This window comes from Microcoleus sp. B5-D4 (genome assembly GCF_036705145.1).
Taxonomy (GTDB): domain Bacteria; phylum Cyanobacteriota; class Cyanobacteriia; order Cyanobacteriales; family Microcoleaceae; genus Microcoleus.
In genome coordinates this window covers 1-21,648 of sequence record NZ_JAUBTV010000015.1, presented here as the reverse complement: position 1 = coordinate 21,648, position 21,648 = coordinate 1, and the positions used below count along the sequence as shown (strand labels likewise).

Annotated in this window: 11 protein-coding genes and 2 CRISPR repeat arrays (1 of these 13 only partly in view); of the genes, 4 read left to right on the top strand and 7 right to left on the bottom strand. The window is 46.4% G+C overall.

Annotation, left to right across the window (positions count from 1 at the left end; genetic code table 11):
• A CRISPR array of direct repeats spans positions 1 to 3,664; the repeat unit is 37 nt; unit sequence GCCGCAATTAACCAAACTCCCTATCAGGGATTGAAAC (it extends 5,325 nt beyond the left edge of the window).
• Between the two features lie 122 nt (positions 3,665 to 3,786).
• Positions 3,787 to 4,808: direct repeats of the CRISPR family, unit length 37 nt; unit sequence GCCGCAATTAACCAAACTCCCTATCAGGGATTGAAAC.
• 106 nt (positions 4,809 to 4,914) lie between these two features.
• Complete coding sequence (locus tag QUB10_RS09910; protein WP_333201664.1) at positions 4,915 to 6,015, bottom strand: precorrin-8X methylmutase; 1,101 nt, start codon at positions 6,013 to 6,015, stop codon at positions 4,915 to 4,917.
• Positions 6,016 to 6,712: 697 nt separating this feature from the next.
• Between QUB10_RS09910 and QUB10_RS09905 the strand changes: the two genes are divergently transcribed.
• Together QUB10_RS09905 and QUB10_RS09900 are read left to right on the top strand one after the other, a co-directional pair.
• Positions 6,713 to 8,626 (top strand): heavy metal translocating P-type ATPase, encoded by a 1,914-nt coding sequence (locus tag QUB10_RS09905; protein WP_333201662.1) that lies wholly within the window; start codon positions 6,713 to 6,715, stop codon positions 8,624 to 8,626.
• 321 nt (positions 8,627 to 8,947) lie between these two features.
• Positions 8,948 to 11,008 carry an elongation factor G gene (locus tag QUB10_RS09900; RefSeq protein ID WP_333201660.1) on the top strand — a complete coding sequence of 687 codons (2,061 nt, stop codon included), beginning with the start codon at positions 8,948 to 8,950 and terminating at the stop codon, positions 11,006 to 11,008.
• A 224-nt stretch (positions 11,009 to 11,232) separates the two neighbouring features.
• Here the strand turns inward: QUB10_RS09900 and QUB10_RS09895 are convergent, their stop codons facing one another.
• From QUB10_RS09895 to petP, 5 genes are all read right to left on the bottom strand, one after another.
• Positions 11,233 to 11,637, bottom strand: a complete 405-nt coding sequence (locus tag QUB10_RS09895) for a HEPN domain-containing protein (RefSeq protein ID WP_333201658.1) — start codon at positions 11,635 to 11,637, stop codon at positions 11,233 to 11,235.
• Entirely contained in the window at positions 11,627 to 12,307 is a 681-nt protein-coding gene (locus QUB10_RS09890) for a hypothetical protein (RefSeq protein ID WP_333201656.1), read from the bottom strand. The genes QUB10_RS09895 and QUB10_RS09890 overlap by 11 nt, the downstream gene beginning before the upstream one ends.
• 20 nt (positions 12,308 to 12,327) lie before the next feature.
• A complete protein-coding gene (locus QUB10_RS09885) occupies positions 12,328 to 15,450 on the bottom strand; it encodes a tetratricopeptide repeat protein (RefSeq protein WP_333201654.1) in 3,123 nt (1,040 codons plus the stop codon).
• 366 nt (positions 15,451 to 15,816) lie between these two features.
• A complete protein-coding gene (locus tag QUB10_RS09880; protein WP_333201652.1) occupies positions 15,817 to 16,917 on the bottom strand; it encodes a Get3/ArsA fold putative tail anchor-mediating ATPase NosAFP in 1,101 nt (366 codons plus the stop codon).
• Positions 16,918 to 17,181: 264 nt separating this feature from the next.
• Positions 17,182 to 17,382, bottom strand: a complete 201-nt coding sequence (petP, locus tag QUB10_RS09875) for a cytochrome b6f subunit PetP (RefSeq protein ID WP_333054278.1) — start codon at positions 17,380 to 17,382, stop codon at positions 17,182 to 17,184.
• Positions 17,383 to 18,040: 658 nt separating this feature from the next.
• On the opposite strand from petP, the gene QUB10_RS09870 reads away from it, so the two are divergent.
• Entirely contained in the window at positions 18,041 to 19,147 is a 1,107-nt protein-coding gene (locus tag QUB10_RS09870) for a FecR family protein (protein WP_333201650.1), read from the top strand.
• Between the two features lie 366 nt (positions 19,148 to 19,513).
• On the top strand, positions 19,514 to 21,328 hold the full coding sequence (locus QUB10_RS09865) for an adenylate/guanylate cyclase domain-containing protein (protein ID WP_333201648.1): 1,815 nt from the start codon (positions 19,514 to 19,516) through the stop codon (positions 21,326 to 21,328).
• Between the two features lie 129 nt (positions 21,329 to 21,457).
• Here the strand turns inward: QUB10_RS09865 and QUB10_RS09860 are convergent.
• The coding region (locus QUB10_RS09860; RefSeq protein ID WP_333201646.1) for a hypothetical protein at positions 21,458 to 21,648 on the bottom strand (191 nt) is incomplete at its 5' end.

The following is a 21,648-nucleotide window of genomic DNA, read 5'->3' as shown; positions in this document are numbered from 1 at the left end:
AATTAACCAAACTCCCTATCAGGGATTGAAACAGACAAAACTTGTCAGACAGCTTGCTAGAAAAACGTATTGCCGCAATTAACCAAACTCCCTATCAGGGATTGAAACTTTCTGGGATTCGCGGGATTGATTTATATAACCCAAGCCGCAATTAACCAAACTCCCTATCAGGGATTGAAACAAACAGTGGTAATCGACTTTCTCTCTCTGCCTCCCGCCGCAATTAACCAAACTCCCTATCAGGGATTGAAACGCTATCAGTTACCCGCACCAATACCCCGGCTGGGCGAGCCGCAATTAACCAAACTCCCTATCAGGGATTGAAACACAAGTTTCTTGGCGCAGTGTTGCTTGCCTGCAATCCAGCCGCAATTAACCAAACTCCCTATCAGGGATTGAAACAACGGGGTTGCGATGTGTTCCGGTTCAACTACGGCCGCAATTAACCAAACTCCCTATCAGGGATTGAAACTTCAATTTCCTCAATACTTTCAATATGTTTTCCTAGCCGCAATTAACCAAACTCCCTATCAGGGATTGAAACCGGGTATCGGAGCGCCGGAATGCGCTCTAGCCGATCGGTAGCCGCAATTAACCAAACTCCCTATCAGGGATTGAAACGCTAAAAATAATGGGTGGTTAAGGTGCTGTCCCAGGCCGCAATTAACCAAACTCCCTATCAGGGATTGAAACCGATCGGGAATTGCTGCAACTTGCCTACAATTTCCGCCGCAATTAACCAAACTCCCTATCAGGGATTGAAACCCTTTCGTGGATTCAAAAGTGGTGGATTTTAGGGGGCCGCAATTAACCAAACTCCCTATCAGGGATTGAAACTCTCTCACACTTCGGTGTGGCATCACTCGAATAAGCCGCAATTAACCAAACTCCCTATCAGGGATTGAAACTGAAGATTGATGCGCGATAGCCTAGCGTTTGCACCGCCAGCCGCAATTAACCAAACTCCCTATCAGGGATTGAAACCAGCAGGTGCAGGTTTCTGCATAGGTTTCTGCATAGGCCGCAATTAACCAAACTCCCTATCAGGGATTGAAACGGAAAGCATTGATAAAGCACTCACGGCTCCCCTAGCCGCAATTAACCAAACTCCCTATCAGGGATTGAAACCTCGCGCTTCAAACTTCACTAGGAGATTGTAGAGCCACAATTAACCTAACTCCCTATCAGGGATTGAAACCTCCATTTGCATTGAGGACAAAAACTAATGAAAGCGATGTATCTGGCCACAATTAACCTAACTCCCTATCAGGGATTGAAACGAGATTGGTGAGTTGAAGTGCGACGTAGAAGACATGCCACAATTAACCTAACTCCCTATCAGGGATTGAAACCCGAAGAAGCAATTCTCGGCGGGCTTCTAATTGCCACAATTAACCTAACTCCCTATCAGGGATTGAAACGCGTTTAGCTTGCGTGTGGATTGTGAATTCAATGCCACAATTAACCTAACTCCCTATCAGGGATTGAAACACTTCGCGCAAGCAGTACCTAGAAGTCTTCGGAGCCACAATTAACCTAACTCCCTATCAGGGATTGAAACGTTTCAAAGTGTTTCAGTGATCAATGCCTAAAACGAGCCACAATTAACCTAACTCCCTATCAGGGATTGAAACGCACAGCCTTTTCATTTCCTACCACTAGGCGAACAGCGCCACAATTAACCTAACTCCCTATCAGGGATTGAAACTAATTTGTTGGGAGTGAGCTAATGCAAGAATTACCCGGCCACAATTAACCTAACTCCCTATCAGGGATTGAAACGGTGTCGGCAGAGACTCCAGCAAGGCTGGTACTCACGGGTGTGCCACAATTAACCTAACTCCCTATCAGGGATTGAAACCTGCAAACAAAACATGGTAGCCAGAATTATTGACAGCGAATAGCCACAATTAACCTAACTCCCTATCAGGGATTGAAACCCGGCGTATCCGCCTTCCATATTTTCTGCTCTTTGTCTAGAGCCACAATTAACCTAACTCCCTATCAGGGATTGAAACCTGGAGCCGGATTGCTTTGGCTGACCCGGATCGAGGTAGATGGTAAAGCCACAATTAACCTAACTCCCTATCAGGGATTGAAACCTATATCAAACAGGAACTTGGACGCAACGATTTTGCATCGGGCCACAATTAACCTAACTCCCTATCAGGGATTGAAACGCTCGTTTCCAATTGGGTATAAATTCAGGATAAGAAGCCGAGCCACAATTAACCTAACTCCCTATCAGGGATTGAAACCCCTCATCACACTTCAAACCATTGAGGGCTATAGAGCCACAATTAACCTAACTCCCTATCAGGGATTGAAACCCAGCGGAAAATCTGGTGAAAATACCGCTAGTGAGGGCCACAATTAACCTAACTCCCTATCAGGGATTGAAACACTGCCACTGCCGCCGGTGCCCGCGAATTCTTGCGCCACAATTAACCTAACTCCCTATCAGGGATTGAAACATTACCATTAGCCGCCAAATATCTTGCCAGCGTGCGCCGGAAAAGCCACAATTAACCTAACTCCCTATCAGGGATTGAAACTTACTTGAAAAGGGATTGATGTTTCTAACAAGTGCCACAATTAACCTAACTCCCTATCAGGGATTGAAACTCTGAAAGTGTAGATTTAGAATTTGATATAAGAGCCACAATTAACCTAACTCCCTATCAGGGATTGAAACCTCCGTTGCTCGCTTATTTGATTCCTCTATAGTACAATCTAAGCCACAATTAACCTAACTCCCTATCAGGGATTGAAACACCGCAGCAGACGGGGCGGCACTTACGAAGACTAGCCACAATTAACCTAACTCCCTATCAGGGATTGAAACAAATAATTGAGACATTCTCAACATTCCCGTAATCATGCCACAATTAACCTAACTCCCTATCAGGGATTGAAACCTTGGAACCCATCAACATTATGACACAGCCCGCTCGCCGACGCCACAATTAACCTAACTCCCTATCAGGGATTGAAACCTTCGAGGGGTTAAGGATTTACAAGCGAAGGGCAAAAAAGCCACAATTAACCTAACTCCCTATCAGGGATTGAAACCAAGAGTTTATGGGAGCTGAAAAATTTGATAAATTTGCCACAATTAACCTAACTCCCTATCAGGGATTGAAACGAATTTTCTAATCCCCTCGCACTATTGTGGATACGGCACGGGCCACAATTAACCTAACTCCCTATCAGGGATTGAAACATGGGCAAGGGGTTTGGGTAAATAATGCCAGCCGTTTTCAGCCACAATTAACCTAACTCCCTATCAGGGATTGAAACTTGCCTGGGAACTTGCGCGGCGCTTCTAACTCTGGCCACAATTAACCTAACTCCCTATCAGGGATTGAAACGCGGGCTCTCTAGCGCGTTTAATTCATCAGGGCCGCGCCACAATTAACCTAACTCCCTATCAGGGATTGAAACTGGTTTAACTACTTCGTAAACCTGACAAAGCAGCCAAACGCCACAATTAACCTAACTCCCTATCAGGGATTGAAACATGATTGAGCCAGCCACCTAAGTCAAGGCTGGCAAGCCACAATTAACCTAACTCCCTATCAGGGATTGAAACGCTTCAGATTTTCTGTGATTGCCAATACCGAGGATGCCACAATTAACCTAACTCCCTATCAGGGATTGAAACGAACACGGTAAATGTGCACCGATTTCTAGTCGAAGCTCGATCGCCACAATTAACCTAACTCGCAAGCAGCCGATGTCTCCAGAAGTTCAGGAAATGGCCACGATTTCTAGTCGAAGCTCGATCGCCACAATTAACCTAACTCCCTATCAGGGATTGAAACGCAGCCGTGATAAATAGAGCTGCTTTCTTCTTCAAGCCACAATTAACCTAACTCCCTATCAGGGATTGAAACGGGATTGACATTTGGGAACACTTCGTACAGCTCCCTGTAAAGCCACAATTAACCTAACTCCCTATCAGGGATTGAAACTACTTTAAATCATCAAGCCCTAAGACTAAATTCGCCACAATTAACCTAACTCCCTATCAGGGATTGAAACATGGTGGGCGATGACTTATTCCTACGGTATGATGTCGGAGCTGTGCGGCCCTGGCCACAATTAACCTAACTCCCTATCAGGGATTGAAACATGGTGGGCGATCGGCGCTGACAACACCACTGGTAATTACCGAGCCACAATTAACCTAACTCCCTATCAGGGATTGAAACCAAATTGATGAATTTCTCGTATTGGCATCACAAGATCGAGCCACAATTAACCTAACTCCCTATCAGGGATTGAAACAGGAGTGCTTGCTGCTGCCGCGGGTCTATGCCGGCCACAATTAACCTAACTCCCTATCAGGGATTGAAACCGACTCCTCAAAAGCCGCCAAAATAGTTTGCTGCCACAATTAACCTAACTCCCTATCAGGGATTGAAACAAGGCAGCCCAAGCTGCGGGAGTGATAGACAATCAGGCCACAATTAACCTAACTCCCTATCAGGGATTGAAACCCATCTCCCGGTAATTGGTGGATTAGCGTCAACACGAATGATGGGCCACAATTAACCTAACTCCCTATCAGGGATTGAAACTTGTGTTCGGGTATCGGAGCGCCCGAATATGCTCTTGCTGAGCCACAATTAACCTAACTCCCTATCAGGGATTGAAACTCAGGTTCAGAAAACTCTAAAGCTAGTTGACCGGGAAGCCGCAATTAACCAAACTCCCTATCAGGGATTGAAACAAAAATCAAATTCGTGGAAAATCACTAAAAACCTTTGCCGCAATTAACCAAACTCCCTATCAGGGATTGAAACTTTCGGAAGTATTCACCAGAGGAGGAGACAGGAGGAAAGAGAGTATTCTTCTCCTGACTCCTGACTCCTGACTCCTTCTTCGCCGCAACCAACCTAAATCCCATCTTCACTTCAAATGACAATGACAATTCGGCTTTTCAATCAAAGACTCAACCAAAGCATTCAAAGCAACCGCCGCCAACAATCCGCCGCCAAAAGTTCCCACAGTCGTAATATAAGCAACGCCCGATCGCACTAACCGCCGTTTCGCCACCGGAGAATGACTAAAACCGATCGGCATTCCAACTACCAAAGCCGGTTGCAATTGCCCACACTCGATCGCCTCGCAAACCGCCATCAGCACAGACGGCGCATATCCTATCACCAATATACATCCTTTTTCCAGTTTCAACAACTTATCAAACCACTCACGCTGCTGCCAGAATTCCTGTTCCGCTTCCGCCGCAGCATTGATGTGCGGGTCATCAATTAAAGTTGCAATACTTGTTCCCAAATGCGCCAATCTAGTTCGATCCAAAGCCGCAAAAACAGGCGGCACATCAGCCACAATTTGACACTGATTTTTCAAAGCTTCCCGCGCCGATTTAATCGCCGTTTCGCTCAACTTCACAAACGGCAGCAGCGAACAATCTCCGCAGGCTAACACCAGTTTTGAAAGCAAGTCTACCTCAATTTCCGAGCGATCGGCCAAATCCGGCAACAAATGCTGCAACGACTCCCCAAACTCCTCCGGGTGAGTGTGCGCCCCCGCATCCCAACCCTCCCAAAGTTGTTCCCACTCATCCAACCCCCCCTCAGTTTCCGCCTGCAACAGCCTTAATTGCGCCAATGCGTCCGCTTGCACCGCTTGACAGGAAATATCCCGCCCCAGCAATCCTTCCAGCGCCGATGCCGTTTCTCTGAGGCGAACAATTTGCTGAATAACCGACAGATATTGCCGTTGCAGAGTCGCCATCAGCGCGTCAGGAGAAGCATCCGCGTCAGTTTCTAACAGTTTGCGGATGTGAGACAGTTGAAAGCCTTGCTGCTTGAGTGCGACTATTCTTTGCAGTCTTTGCACATCGCTGCGGGTATACAATCTGTAGTTAGAAGTCGATCGTACCGCCGGAGATAGCAGCCCCAAAGCGTGATAATGTCGCACCATCCGAGGGGTAATTGTGCCTTTTACCGCTTCTGTAAGTTGTTTGATTGTCAGGTATTGTTGCATGGGATTTTGGGATTTTGATTGTATATTTGATTCTCGAATTCACCCTCCGTCCTAGGAGTGAATCAATTCCCCGTCTCATAGCAGAAGTCAGTTAAAACTGATATCTTGCATCATTGTCAATTACTTTTTTAGGAACAGGCTTTTCGGCCTGTTCCACAGGAAAACTCATTCTTTGTGGAACGGGCATCTTGCCCGTTCTTGACAATGGTGCAATATCTCAGTTATCTTGCATCATTGTCAATTACTTTTTTAGGAACAGGCTTTTCGGCCTGTTCCACAAGAAAATATACTCTTTGTGGAACGGGCATCTTGCCCGTTCTTGACAATGGTGCAATATCTCAGTTAAAACTTATATCTTGCACCATTCTCAATTACTTTTTTAGGAACAGGCTTTTCGGCCTGTTCCACAAGAAAATATAGTCTTTGTGGAACAGGCCGAAAAGCCTGTTAAGCGAGAATGGTGCAAGATGTGAGTTAAAACCGACTGAAACATTAAATTCAATTCTCAGCTATCTTCAGTCCTCTTTCAGAGGACTTGCGCTATGAGACAGGGAATTCATTCCCTGTCGGACTGTCTGACTCTGGTACTCAACGAGAGGCGAGTTGATGCTGGATTTATTTTAGTTTCACTCTTGACATTGACACTAATGTCAAGGTTTAGGCTAAAAGAGTCATTCTACCAAATCAAGCTTTACAAATGACTTCTAATTCTTTGTCAATTTCTCGCATCTCCCAGTTAGCAGAAGAACATCCAGACGCTGTGACTGCCGCCCTGTGCGGAATTCTAGTAATCTTGGGTTCCCTAGCCCTGCAACTCGGCTGGCTGGGTGTAGCCGTGTTAATCTTACCCGCAGCTTATGTTATCGGCGGCTATTCCAGTACCCGCGAAGGCTTAACTACGCTTTTTCAAGAACGCGAATTAGATGTAGATTTGTTAATGATTGTCGCTGCTTTGGGCGCGGCCGGTTTAGGGCTATGGCGGCAAGAATATCATTTAATTGTTGACGGTGCGGTGTTGATTTTAATCTTTGCAATTAGCGGCGCCCTTGAAGGTTATGCTATGCAGCGGACTGAACGCAGCATCCGCAGTTTGATGAGTTTGACTGCGGATACTGCTAGGGTGGTAATGTACGGGGGGGAACGGGAAGTTGCGATCGACAAATTGGAAATTGGCGATTACATTTTAGTCAAGCCCGGAGAAATCATCCCCACAGATGCGATAATTATTGAAGGCTACAGTGCGATCGATCAAGCCTCGATTACCGGCGAATCGATGCCCGTGGAGAAAACCAGCGGCGATGAAGTCTATGCAGGTACAATCAACGGTGTCGGCGCGCTGAAACTCGAAGTTCATAAAACTCCAGAAAGCAGCTTGATTCAGCGAGTGATTCGGCTGGTTCAAGAAGCGCAAACAGCAGCGCCGCCTTCTCAAATGTTTGTGGAAAAATTCGAGCGCGGTTATGCCAAATTAATTGTCGGTTTAGGCTTGCTGCTGGCAACTTTGCCGCCCTTTGTTTTGGGCTGGAATTGGGAAGAGACAATCTATCGGGCGCTGATTTTCCTAGTAGTCGCATCCCCCTGCGCGCTGATGGCTTCGATTATGCCGGCGCTGCTTTCGGGAATTGCTAACGGGGCGAGACAGGGGATTTTGTTTAAAAGTGGCGCGCAATTAGAGATGATTGGTAAAGTCAGGGCGATCGCCTTTGACAAAACCGGAACTCTCACCACGGGAAAACCTGAAGTTATCCAAATTGTACCAGCAGCCGGATATACTGAAACAGAAGTTCTGCAATTGGCAGCAGCCCTAGAAGCTCATTCCGAACACGCGATCGCCTCTGCAATTGTCAGCGCCGCCCAGCAGCAACAGTTACAATTGTCAACCGCTACCGACGTACAAGCAAAAATCGGTCAAGGAATTGTCGGCAAAGTCAACAATCAAATCATTGCCATTGGTAAAGCCGAATTTGTCGAAGCAACTTCCGAATTAGCTCAAATCAGCCAGCAGTTACAAGCCGAAGGTAAAACAGTTGTTTGGGTGGCAAAAGGCGATCAACTTTTAGGAATCATTGCAGTAGCAGATACCATCCGCCCCGAAGCAGCAGCAACATTAAAACACTTGCAAAAATTAGGCGTAGAACATATAATTATGCTAAGCGGCGACAACGAGAAAACAGCTCAACACATCGCCCGTCAATTAGGCATCAAAGAAGTGTACGCCGAACTTTTGCCCGAAGACAAAGTGCAGGCAATAAAACAACTGCAAACCCAGTATCAAACTGTAGCAATGGTAGGAGACGGCATCAACGACGCCCCCGCCCTCGCTCAAGCTTCCGTGGGCATTGCGATGGGAATTTCCGGCAGCGACGTTGCTTTAGAAACTGCTGATATCGTATTAATGGCAGATAAATTAGAGCAACTAGCTAAAGCAATTAGTTTAGGCCGCCGCGCTCAAAAAATTGTCAAACAAAACATTGTTTTTGCACTCAGTTGCATTGTGCTGTTATTGGCTGCCAATTTCTTCGGAAACATCACCATGCCTTTAGGCGTCATCGGTCATGAAGGCTCTACAGTAATAGTCACATTAAGCGGTTTGCGACTCCTGAGAAATTAGACACAAAAAACAGCTAAAATCGAGGCAGAGCCTCTAGAAATACGTTCCCAGGCAAAGCCTGGGAACCAGAAATTATTAGTCTCTCTCTTCTCTTCCTCTGCGTTCTCTGCGTTCTCTGCGGTTAAAAAATCCAAATATTAAGAAAAACTACAATTTGTGTTTTGGTCACTCAAAACACGCTACCGTCAAAAGTATAGAATCATACCAAAATCTGAAATTGCTCAAAACTGCAATAAAAATTAACCTAGAAAAAGTCTAGAAAATGGTATAGAACAGATTGCACTAAGAGCAATGGAAAACAAGTTTTCTGTTGGAGGGAATATGAACGAAAAAGTCCTTGGGGCCACGCGGAACGTTGCAATTGTTGGCCCTTATTTAAGCGGTAAAACCGCACTGCTCGAAAGTTTGCTGTCGGTGACAGGGACAATTACCCGCAAAGGAAATGTCAAAGATGGCAACACAATAGGTGATAGTTCGCCCGAAGCACGCGATCGCCAAATGAGCGTAGAAGTAAACGCCGCCACCGCTGAATATCAAGGCGTCCGCTTCACATTTCTCGACTGTCCGGGTTCGGTAGAATTTGCCCAAGAAACTTACAATGCACTCATCGGTGTGGATGCGGCGATAATTGTTTGCGAACCCGTTGCCGATCGCACTTTAACCCTCGCACCCCTGTTTAAATTCCTCGACGATTGGGAAATTCCCCACCTAGTTTTCATCAACAAGATCGATCGAGCTTACACAGACGAAACTACTTGCGGCAGCAACTTCACCGAGGTGATTGACGCGCTCAAATCCGTTTCCAGTAGACCGATCGTACCTCACCAATATCCGATCGGCAAAAACGAACAAATCATCGGTTTTATCGACCTAGTAACCGAACAAGCTTACCACTACCATCCGGGCGCCGCCGCAGATCCCGTCCCGCTTCCAGAACACCTCAAAGCAGAAGAAAGCGCAGCGCGGCAGCTTATGCTCGAAGAATTGGCGAATTTTGACGACCATTTACTCGAAGAATTGCTCGAAGAAATCAATCCCGACGTTGAAGAAATTACCCGCGATTTAAAGATGGAATTAGGCGCAGATTTAATTGTGCCAGTATTCATCGGCATCGCCGAACAAGATTTCGGCGTGCGGCCTCTGCTGGAAGCGTTGCTGAGGGAAGCGCCGACACCCGAAACTACAGCCGATCGCCGAGGCATTATACAAAGTGAAAACAAAGTTCTGGCTCAAATCCTCAAAACCTATTACACGCCGCAGGGAGGCAAACTATCGTTAGTGAGAATGTGGCGGGGGACGCTGACAGATGGAGCAAATTTGAACGGCGTTCGAGTTAACGGTTTGTACCGCTTGACCGGCCAGCAAACGCAAAGTTTGCAGTCTGTCAGCGCCGGGGAAATTGTGGCTGTGGGAAGGCTAGAAGGCGTGAAAACAGGCGATACGCTGGGTTCGGAGGAATTATTGCCAAAAGCCGAAATCATCCCGCCTGTCTACGCACTGGCGATCGTCCCAGAAAAGCGCAACGATGAAGTTAAGCTGAGCTCCGCTTTAGCTAAATTGCTAGAAGAAGACCCATCTTTAGTCTGGGAACAGCACGGCGACACTCACGAAATTATACTTTGGGGTCAAGGCGAAATCCACCTAAAAGTAGCCTTAGACAGGTTGCGCCGCAAGTATAATTTGCCGATGGTAACTCACTTACCGCAAGTGCCGTACAAAGAAACCATCCGTAAACCTGCATCTTCCATCCACGGGCGCTACAAACACCAAAGCGGGGGACACGGACAATTCGGCGACGTGTACCTCGACATTCAACCGCAGCCTCGCGGAGAAGGTTTCACCTTTACCGACAAAATAGTCGGCGGCGTCGTTCCAAAACAGTACATTCCCGGCGTGGAAGTCGGAGTGCGCGAGTATTTGGATCGGGGCCCGCTGGGTTTCCCGGTGGTAGACGTAGCGGTGACGCTGACGAACGGTTCCTATCATACCGTTGACAGTTCCGAACAAGCTTTCAAGCAAGCGGCGCGTTTGGCGATGCAGGAGGGAATGGCCAAGTGCGAACCGGCATTGCTGGAGCCGATCGCCAAAGTTGAAATTTGCGCTCCGAACGAGTGTACATCAAAGGTGTTGCAGTTGGTCAGCGGACACCGGGGCCAAATTCTCGGCTACGAAGGTAAAAAAGACTGGAAGGGATGGGATGCAGTTTCTGCTTATTTGCCGATCGCAGAAATGCAGAATTTGATCGTAGAATTGCGATCGCAGACGATGGGAGTTGGATTTTTTAATTGGGAGTTCGATCGGCTGCAAGAAGTGCCGGAACCTTTAGCTAAGCGGGTTTTGTTAACGACTGGCGGCAATGGAAACGGTAACGGTAAAAGTTAGTTAGCTGTCTTAAAAAACCCGGTTTCTTCAATAAACCGGGTTTTTGCAGGAGTTGCCATTTAAGTTTATTGCGATCGATTCCCATTTGCCTCACATCTTGCACGATTCTCAAGAACAGGCTTTCCGGCCTGTTCCACAAAGAGTGAATTTTCTTGTGGAACAGGCCGGAAAGCCTGTTCATAAAAAGCTTATTGAGAATGGTGCAACATCTCAGATTTGCCGGATTATTCAGTTAAGTTACTTAACGCTGAAATAATATTCTCAGCTAGCATTAACGCAGTTTTCGATTCTCTTGGTAAGTTAAACATAGTATCTTCATAATCAGCTTTATTCCTAAGTTCTCTCAATCTGCTTAAATTTTCACCTATTTTGACCATGTTTTTCTTTTTAGTTGGGTGGTATATAAATTCTTCTGCTACATATTGATGTTCGTTGATATCGCGATTCTTACGAAAAAGTCTTGGGTCTTTTTCAATGTCGCGCAAGTAATTTCGCGCTAGGCAAAATGTCGAATAGTATGCTCTACTTATCGCCGATCGCAACTTGGCTTCCCTGTTATCTGAACTGTCACTATTCGTGGCAGCTAAATCTTGAGCTAAATTCAAATATTCAGACCAATCAAATCTCATTTGACTCCCATTCAAGGCTAATATGTAAATCATTTTTTGGGGCAGCTATTTTAGCTTCGAGCCACCAACTATCATCAAGGATGTTTAACTTTGCAAAAGCTTCCTCGACTTCGAGCTTAGTGTAGATAGCAATCCACAGCGATCGCCAGTTGGCAATTTCTGGGTCGGTTTTCACTTCCAAGCCTAATATTTCCGTAGGAAATAGCGCTCGAATGCGATCGTAACCTTCCAGAATCAAAGGTGCGATCGCTTCTTGTTCGATGATGATTTGAAAACTTTCTAGCGGGTTTTCAACCGCGTACAGGCTTTTGATTTTATTAAAAGATGCAATTAAATTGTCAAAGGCTTTAGCTATTTCAGAGGGATTTTCCACTTCTCCTGGCGGCTGAGGAAAGGAAGGGCTTAAATTTGCAGCATCCGTGCTGTAAATGCTGTCACTTGTCGGCTGGTATCGTTTGTCTTTTGATTTTGCTTGGTACTGCTCTTTTAAGTCGAGGCGTTCTTTTGTGTAAATTTCGTTCAGAGTGTTGTTTTGTTCGGCTAATTTTTCAAAAGCCAATATCGCAGAACTTATGATACTATCTTCCAACTCGCCAAGTTGAATAGATGAATCTAGTTGAGCTAAAGTAGCCCCAATGGCTTGTAGCCGAATAATATCTGTTGCTTTCATAATAGTCGATGGTTGGGAAGTTAGGGATTAACTTTACCAGTAATCGTGAAACCTGCCCAGTGATAGAGAGCGGCATAAGGCGGTTCATCAGACTCCATTTTAGCATTATTTCTGCGGATTAGGTTAGCTTCGTCTCTCAAATCTTGACTGCAACTGGAATTGTACGTTATTTCAGACAATTCGAGATACCAGTCGGATAGTTCGCTGTAGGTAATAGTTCGGAGCCATTTTTGTGCTTCTTTGAGGGCTAGTGCCGGATGTAACTTATTTTGGCAACGCTGTTGGTTCAGAATTTCATAGAATCGAATCATCATTAATGCGGTAGAAATCTCATCAACTATCCAGAGAGTGCTGAGGGCGTAAACAGCACCCGCAGCTAAAAAGCTGCTGGCTAAACCGACAAATTCATCTATCAGTTCTTCTTTTCCTGTTATGCCAGTTTCGCAAGCGGAAAGGCAGACTAGATAATAGCTTTTCAAATCGAATTTGGCAATTTCTTCTGAAGTTAGGGGCTGTTTGTTTTTCAGGATGAGCGCTGACTGGGATGGCTGTTTTGTGTTGTGGTAGGCGTGACCTGTAAAATGGAATATGTCAGCAGCTTGTTGCAGAGCTTCTTTAAGATTGTCTGTGGTAGCTTGTGAACTGGAGATGGTATTGCAATTAAGGTGAAAATTCGCGATCGCGGGCGCTTCTATTTCCGCAAAAAGTAATGGATCGGGGCTTTCTACCAACAGCATAGACATTGAATGTGAGGGTTTTCTGTCTAGTCTGTCTATCCCAACTTGGATGCTGGGCAGATAAGTGATAGTGAAAAGATTATCGGAGAATAAAAAGTGCAGTGGCAGCAGGTGCAAGTCGCGGTGGGGAATTAAGATTAAGTGTTGGATATTGGTGAGGTGCGTACAAATTTCGGGAATTTTGAGGATGTCAGCGAGTTGTGGCAATTGCGCTGTCATTGACTCGCGCCAGGGATGGGATTCTTTGCTTTGCTGTTTGCTGGTAGTTTTGCCGTAATTTTGATAGCTGGTTTTCCAGTTTTTAAGCCATTTTTCTAAACTCTGACTGTTCTCCTTTGGGAATAAGTCGCACAGAGGTGTGGAAATAACTTCAAACTTTTCTAGGGTAATGATAAAAGCAGTCACGGAAACTGGGCTGAGATGCCAGTAAATTATTGCCGTTTCGGTGTTGTTTGTGAGTATGTCTCGGATTTGGGGATAAGTCGGGCTGGCGGTGGGGTTTGCCGAAGTTGCGCGCATCCATTGCAGGCAAAAGTTTTTCCGGGATTCGGCTTTTTCCAGTGCATTTACCTGGTCGCCAGACTCGACGAGGCTATCGACTTCTAACTGGTAAAGTCCGGCAAATTTGCGCTGGAGTCGCTGTTTGATTTCGGGGTAAGTTTCATTGTCTAAAATTAGATTTTCTAAGACGGTAGTAGCTTCGGTAAGGTACTCGCTGGTTTTGGCATCTCCCAAGCTGCGGCAGACGGTAATTAAGCCTTGCATTACTTCTAAATAAGTTTCTGGGATGAGGGGTGATTTCAAGAAGTCGCGGGCTTGTTCGTAGCTGGCTTTGGCTTTGTGGAAAGATTCCCAATAAGTTGCTGTTTGTTTACCGTGTTTGTAGTGTGCCAGGCTTTTTGCCTGGTGCAAATTGCCACAAGCGAGGCGATAGTTGTGGTTGCTTGGGAGATATTTCTGCAAGCCTTCATCCCAGTTTTGAATTGCTTCAATGTAGCGCCCGGAGTGGAAAAATGCGAAACCTCGATTGCCCCAAGCCATCCAGTCTTGATAGCCTGTAAATTCTAGGGCTTTATCGAAGGCTGCGATCGCCTCACTGTAGCGGCCCAAATCTTTTAGGGTAAAGCCCAGCCCGTTCCAGGCATTGCAGTATTTGGGGTCAATTTCTAAGGCTTGCTTGTAGGCTGCGATCGCCTCACTGTTGCGGCTCAAATCACTTAGGGCATTGCCCAGTCCGTTCCATGCCAAGTGGTATTGGGGGTCAATTTCTAAAGCTTGCTTATAGGCTGTGATCGCCTCACTGTTGCGGCTCAAATCACTTAGGGCATTGCCCAGTCCGTTCCAGGCAGAGTGGTATTGGGGGTCAATTTCTAAAGCTTGCTTGTAGGCTGCGATCGCCTCACTGTTGCGGCTCAAATCGCTTAGGGCATTGCCCAGCCCGTTCCAGGCATCCTCGAATTTGGGGTCAATTTCTAAGGCTTTCTCGAAGGCTGCGATCGCCTCATTGTAGCGACCCACATCTCTTAGCGTATTGCCCAGCGCGTTCCATGCAAAGTGGTATTTGAGGTCAATTTCTAAGGCTTTCTCCAACGCTGCGATCGCCTCACTGCTGCGGCCCAACTCTCTTAGGGTACTGCCCAGTCCGTTCCAGGAAATGTGGAATTCGGGGTCAATTTCTAAGGCTTTCTCGAAGGCTGCGATCGCCTGACTGTAGCGGCCCAAATCTTTTAGGGCATTGCCCAGCCCGTTCCAGGCATACTGGAATTTCGGGTCAATTTCTAAGGCTTTCTTGAAGGCTGCGATCGCCCCTCCTAAATCTCCTGCATTATAGCGATCGACTCCTTTGTTATATAATTCTATAGCCTCTTTACTGATTTCTCTTTCTATTGATTCTGACTCCGAAGTTAAATCAGATTGGTTAGCATCCGATGAATTATCTGTATAAGAAACACTCACACCCTCCCTTCCCAACAATCGAGAAACTATATTTTCACTTATCTCCGCTCGCACCTCCGCAGAATTACGATTCAAACTCTCCCCAGCCAACAATTCCCTGCCAATATTCCCAGCCACCTCACTAATTCTCCCGCAATTCATCTCACCCAGCCGCACCATTCGCCCACCCAATTCTAAATTAGTTTCCGGGGATACCAGCAACCTTTCTCCAAATTCTTGCAGCCAGTTTTCCCACTCAGCATCTTTGATTTTGCAGCCGATTAAAAAGCCTTTAATATCGCCCCGACTCCAGCCTTGTTCAACTCCTTCTAACAGTTGCAAAAATTTCTGTTCGTATTCCCCAAAAGTGCGAATCGGAGTTGGCTTTGGCGCTGGGGGTACTGGTTTGCGGAATCGCCGCTGAATTTGCTGCCACAGGTTGAGGATGCGTTGCCAAATTTGTCGGAACATTGGCTGGGTGGATGATGTGTTGTTGGAGATTGTAGCAGATTTTGGGGGTGAATGTACATTTTGCGCGTTGATGTCGATTTAATTACCAAATGTCGTAGGGGCGGGTTCACCAACAATATATAACGACGATCGACAATTCATATAAACCCGCCCCCACCCACCATAAATCTGAATGTACATTAATATTATTCGTTGGGTTGGGGCGGGTTTTTGAGATTGTTTTTTTCAGGCGATTATGGTTGGTAAAACCCGCCCCTACGATCGCAGAAATTACACAACAACGAATCTACGACACATGATATTAGAGAACTCGATAATTCATCCGTGTATCCGTGTCAAAATCCGTGTCGTGCCTTCTTCCTTACCCTAAAAAGAAATAATCAAGTAACCATTCAGGAACTTAGCACCAGTAACAGATTTACCAGTTAGCGCCGGAGGCAGCAAAATATTGCGCCGCTGATCGCCCGCTTCGATCGTCACTTCCGGCCCCGATTGAATCAATTTAATTTCTTTCTTGTCAAACCCAGGCAAAAACAAACTAACTTGACGCTGTGCAATGTTTATGTTAATCGGTTTAGGAGCTTTTGCGGCCTCCGAAAAATCTGGCAAAGCATCAATTAGCGGCTGCCAATTATTGTCAGTGTGCGCCGGAACCGAAACAGCCGTCAAAGGCTCAAAATCGGCAGTAATAGCTTCTGTAACCGGTGCTTGATTAACAATGACACCGCCCACAGTCAAACTAACTTGTTGAGAACTTCCCCAAAGATAGCGGGCAGTTGCGATCGCACTTGCATCCCCAGTCGTCACCAAAAAAGCCGCCGTGCGGTTCGGATCTGCCAGCGTTTCCTTACCCTTATCCAAAAGATTATCGACTTGCTTAGTAGATTGAAAAGCATTGTCTCCCGACAAATCCACCGTCAACACGGTACTGACAAGCGGTTGAATAAAAGGCGACGACGACAAAGCTTTACCCAAATCCGAATCTACCAAAGCTTGGCGGAAGCGGCGGATGTACCAACTCAGAATTTCCGGCATTCCCAGCATCCGCAGCGTATCCATGCCGCCATTGCCGTCATAAACAATTACATCGTATTGTTTGCTGTCGTCGTATTCCCGAAGTTCGTTCAACGCCAGCGCGCTGTCCATTCCCGGCAACACCCCTAATTCTTGACCGTAAATCTGCTTGAAAAACGGAGTACGGACATATTGAGCTTCTAGTTGTTTAACTTCGTCCCACCTGCGTTCTAGCAGTGGCCCGCTTTGCACCTGAACTGCTTTGAGGTTAGGGGCGATTTCCTGGGGGTTGAGAGTCAGGGGAACCCCTAGCAGAATACCCAATGCAGGGCCCGGATCTTGGCCGAGCAGCAGAACTCGCTTGCCTTGAGCCGCGTATTTTTTAGCTGTTGCGATCGCGATCGTACTGCGGCCAGTGCCGCCTTTGCCCAAAAATGTCAAAATCAAAGCCATTTTCTGTTCTCACTGCCAAAGCTTACTCTTTAACATTTAAGCGCAACCTTCAGCCAGAGTGGGGGAGGGGGGACAGTGGAGGAAGAGGAGAGTCGGTGAGTGGGAGAGTGGGAGAGTGGGAGAGTGGGAGAGGGGGAGAGGGGAAGAGGGGGAGAGGGGGAGAGTGGGAGAGGGGGAGAGTAGGAGACGAAAGGAAACACAGTTAAATTCAATCCGTGTATCCGTGTCCGAATCCGTGTCGTGCCCCTCTTCCTTCTACATCTGTTAAACGGGTTCTAGCTCATCTTCAAAGAACCAAGTCGCAAAACCGTCGAACTTGACAACCACGCCTACTCCGCTACCGTCAACCATTCTGAATCCGTCAACAGTGCCTACTGGATTCTCCTTTATCTTGCCCACCATATTTGCAGGTATCCGATCTCTGAGACGGCGCACCTTCACTCTCTGACCTACTTCTATTGCCACTGAAATTGTTCTCCTGCTCTATACAACCGTTTATTTTACAGTTTGGCGTCTACTTCGGAACAGCCACACCCTCCGTCGATCGCTCCCTATGATTTTCCATCGAAATTTCCACCAACTTTCCCTAAAAGACGGTATTCTAGTCGGAGTTTGTCGATCGTCTACCCTGATTCGCTTGGGTTTGCTTCATAAGGTTTCACAGTGGCAAGCTCCACTGGCAGAGGCTGTTCACCACTTAGATAATTATTTTTTATTGCTTCGCAAAAAGAAGTTTTTTATTAATTGCCACAACTACAGAATTTATCCCTAATTAGTCATCCTTCAGGCAGAAGCCAAAAGGCCTTCAAAAGCAGTAATTAATTTTATGTTGGCTATATATAAATCGGCCCTCTCTGATGTTGACAGCGGCGAAACTTCATGCTGCAAAGGACTTTGAGTCGGGTTGGCAAAATTTCCAGAAGCTCAGATTTTAGTAAAATGCCATGTTGTAACAGTTTACTAAAATCTGACCAAAAAAAGAATTTTTAATGCTAAACTTTCAGGCTGATAAAGTTTATTTTTGCTGCTGTGTTACGGCATAAAAAATGGAACGATTGCCGGATTTAGGGAGTCTAATAGAGGAAAGGAAGTCAAGGAACTTCAAGATCACAAAATTGAAATAATGAATAAAATTTTTACGTGCTGGCGATCGACCAAAATTCCGCTCCTAAGTTTGTCCTTGGCTGTGCTGGCCAGTCTGCAGCCCTTTCGTGGGACGATCGCCAGTCCGCTCTCTCCATCCCCCAAACAGCAGTTGAACGCTACTAAAATTATCTCAGTCGATCGACAGCCAGCACTGCCAACCGCCTCAAACTCTCCAACAAATCCGACAACAGTGGCGGCGAATTCATCCCCAGCAGAGACGATAAACGCTCAGGGAACAGCGGGCGGACGATCGCTCGAAATAGAAGAAATTCGCGGTACAGTCAGCTTTAAAGGGCGGCCGGCGGTTGTGGGCGATCGGCTACTCGCGCCCGGAGACGAAATCATCACCGGCCCCAATTCCACAGCCCGTTTAGGCATCGACAACAACATCGGCACCGTGGAAGTTGCGGAAAAAACCACAGTCAGAATATCCGATTTGTCAAGCAGTGCAGGTGGCGAAAAAAGCACAGCCATTTTTGTCAGCAGGGGGCGAGTCAGATTGTCGATCGGCAAAACTGCTGCGGCAACTCCCGCAGCCAACACCTCAACAATTATCCCCCCAAACCAAATAGTCGCCCTCAATACCTTCAGCGGACTCGGCAAATCCAGTCAAATTGCCCAAAAAACCCGTTCTGCCAAAAGGGCCCCAGTCAGGGTTGAAACCCCAGAAGGCGTTGCCGGAGTCCGCGGCACCTCCTTTGGCGTCAGCGTCAGTGGTGGCAAAACCGCAGTCCAAACTATTGAAGGTGCAGTCGTAGTATCCGGCAACACCGACTCAGAAGTAGTTCTCAACAGCGGCAACTCCACGACTATTTTCCCTCAAACCTCCCCCGTGGCGCCCTCAGCCAGCCCTCGCCTAGCTCAACTCAAAGTCCGCAGTTTGTTGAGACTCAGCGGCAATATCTATAGCCTCAGCGGTCAAATTAACCCGATCGACACAGTTTATGTCTACAACGAAGAAATTAAGATCGATCGAAATGGCAACTTCAAAATCCAAGGAATTTTACCCCCAAGTCGCCGCCTCAAAATCGTAGTGCGAGGCCCGTCAGTCACACAAAGGCATTACAGCCTCGCAGTTCGCTAAACAACCTATCGTCGCGAGTAATTTACGCGGGCAGTCTCTGAGGACGTGAGTTAGATCTGAGATGTTGCATCATTCTCAATAAGCTTTTTAGGAACAGGCTTTCCGGCCTGTTCCACAAGAAAATTCACTCTTTGTGGAACAGGCATCTTGCCTGTTCTTGACAATGGTGCAAGATGTGAGTTAGATCCTAACTCCTATCAGGGTTGATTATTTTGTGTAGGTGCGAAGCATTTCGCGGTGAATCTCGGTAGTCAAAATAAATAAATTTTGCCTCACCCTTCGCCCTTGCGGTATTGTAAAACTTCATGACTCTCACTCCTCTCGAAGTTCGGACTCGAATGTCAATGATTGCGTCAAATTAATTGCATGAAGTTAAAAGAATGGATTGATCATCTCAAACAAAATAAACTGCTCGGACTCCGGCAATATATAACCACAAATCCTCCCTGGATGACAGGGGCATTAGTAGGTATAATGTCTGTCGCCATGCTGCAATTTGGAATATGGAAACCCCTTGAATATTTGGGATACAAAATGCTATTTCAAATTCGAGAATCTGGAATTTTGCCAAATCCTGGATGGGATTCGAGAATTGCGGTAATTGCGATCGAACCGCATTCCTTGCAAGAATACGGTCAATTTCCTTGGCCCCGCAACCGCTACGCCCAACTGCTAGAAGCGCTGAAAAAATCTCCCCCTACAGCAGTTGGTTTTGACATTCTTTTCCTCGATCCAAGTCCGAAAGATGATATTTTAGCCGCTGCGATCGCCGCCAACGGCAAAGTTGTACTCCCTAGAACCCCCAAAGAAGAACCCGTAGCATCTTTAAAAGCAGTCGCCGCAGGTGTCGGCCACATCAGCCAAGAAGCCGATAGCGACGGTATTACCCGCGAGTCAAAAATCTTTCTCAACGGGATTCCTAATTTTGGTTTAGCAATGACTCACAGGTACAATGCTGCTAATCCCCAAGATCCAGTATTGCTCCCACAGTCCAAAAATAAGCAGGAAAAAAAAGTCTGGGTTAACTGGCCGGGGAAAACAGAAAATCTACCTACCTATGCTTTTGTTGATGTCGTAGAAGGTAGAATTCCTGCAGATGATCTGACTAATAAGTTAGTTTTAGTGGGCATAGTTGCTACCGGTTTCGATCCGATATCTTCACCTCTCAACAAGACTACGGCTGGGGTTTATTTATATGCAGCGTTGATTGACAATTTGCTCAATCAACGCTTGCTGCAGCGACTGCCGGTACTCGTAGAAATTTTGTTATTGTTGGGGATTGGCCCGCTTACCGCTTTGGTTCTGGGCAACCGAGGTGTTAAAGAGAGAATTGTGATCGCTCTCGGTTTGCCTATAATTTGGATTGGGGCTGGTGCATTGTTATTTGGCTTCTTTTTTTGGTGGGTTCCGATTGCCGCACCTATCGGCACCCTCATTTTATCGGGCACTGCTTTGCAACTGCGGGAACAGTACGAAAAGCAGCAGTTGATGAGGTTATTTGAAAAGCACGTCGCTCCGGAGACAGCTCAGCTTATTTGGGAACGCAAAGCGGAGATATTTGAACAGGGAGAACTCGAACCTCAAGAACTTACAGCAACGGTGCTGTTTATGGATATTCGTAGTTTTACTTCCATTTCAGAAAAAATGCGACCGCGAGATTTACTCACCTGGTTGAACAATTATTTGGAAGCGATGACTAACTGTATTATGGATCACGGCGGCGTTGTAGATAAATACATCGGTGATGCAATTATGGCAGTTTTTGGAGTGCCTTTTTGCCATACCGAATATCGAGAAATTCAACAAGATGCTTTGAATGCAGTTGCGGCTTGTATTGCGATGCACGAACGGCTGCACCAACTTAATCAGCAGCTTAGAAGTGAACACAAACCTTTAATTAAGTTTGGCATCGGTTTGCATACCGGACAGTTAGTTGCTGGTAGCGTGGGCGGTTCCCGGCGTTTGAATTATTCTGTGATTGGCGATGCTGTCAACGTTGCTGCTAGATTGGAGGCGATGAATAAGGAAATTGTTTCTGACAGTCCTTTTAATTTGTTGGTGACGGCGAGGACTTTTGCTTATGTGCGCGATCGCTACGAAGGCCAAAAAGTAGGCTCAATTCTATTGCGCGGCAAAAAAGAAGAGACTGTGGTTTATGCTATTTTGGGTGAAAAGCATTAGTTATTGGGCATGGGGCATTGGTCATTAGTCATTAGTTGTGATATTATGTCCTGTTAATTAGGCCCAATTACTTCATACTGGGGAATTAAAATATTGGTTGTAGGGGCGGGTTTTTCGACAATCTACGCCTCAAACAAATAATCTCAAAAACCCGCCCCCGCCCCACGGTAAATCGAAATATACATTTTTTTCAGGCGATCGCCCGTGTTGGTTGATGTACATTATTAGCGGTGTGGGGGCGGGTTTATAACCCACATTCCGCACCCCCAACTGGCACATACGCGGATTGAGGGGGTAAAAGTGAATCATCCGAGACAAAG

Bases quoted from the DNA above. Each gene is read 5' to 3' on its own strand.
- QUB10_RS09910 (WP_333201664.1), bottom strand. From the start codon at position 6,015: ATGCAACAATACCTGACAATCAAACAACTTACAGAAGCGGTAAAAGGC.
- QUB10_RS09905 (WP_333201662.1), top strand. From the start codon at position 6,713: ATGACTTCTAATTCTTTGTCAATTTCTCGCATCTCCCAGTTAGCAGAA.
- QUB10_RS09900 (WP_333201660.1), top strand. From the start codon at position 8,948: ATGAACGAAAAAGTCCTTGGGGCCACGCGGAACGTTGCAATTGTTGGC.
- QUB10_RS09895 (WP_333201658.1), bottom strand. From the start codon at position 11,637: ATGAGATTTGATTGGTCTGAATATTTGAATTTAGCTCAAGATTTAGCT.
- QUB10_RS09890 (WP_333201656.1), bottom strand. From the start codon at position 12,307: ATGAAAGCAACAGATATTATTCGGCTACAAGCCATTGGGGCTACTTTA.
- QUB10_RS09885 (WP_333201654.1), bottom strand. From the start codon at position 15,450: ATGTTCCGACAAATTTGGCAACGCATCCTCAACCTGTGGCAGCAAATT.
- QUB10_RS09880 (WP_333201652.1), bottom strand. From the start codon at position 16,917: ATGGCTTTGATTTTGACATTTTTGGGCAAAGGCGGCACTGGCCGCAGT.
- QUB10_RS09870 (WP_333201650.1), top strand. From the start codon at position 18,041: ATGAATAAAATTTTTACGTGCTGGCGATCGACCAAAATTCCGCTCCTA.
- QUB10_RS09865 (WP_333201648.1), top strand. From the start codon at position 19,514: ATGAAGTTAAAAGAATGGATTGATCATCTCAAACAAAATAAACTGCTC.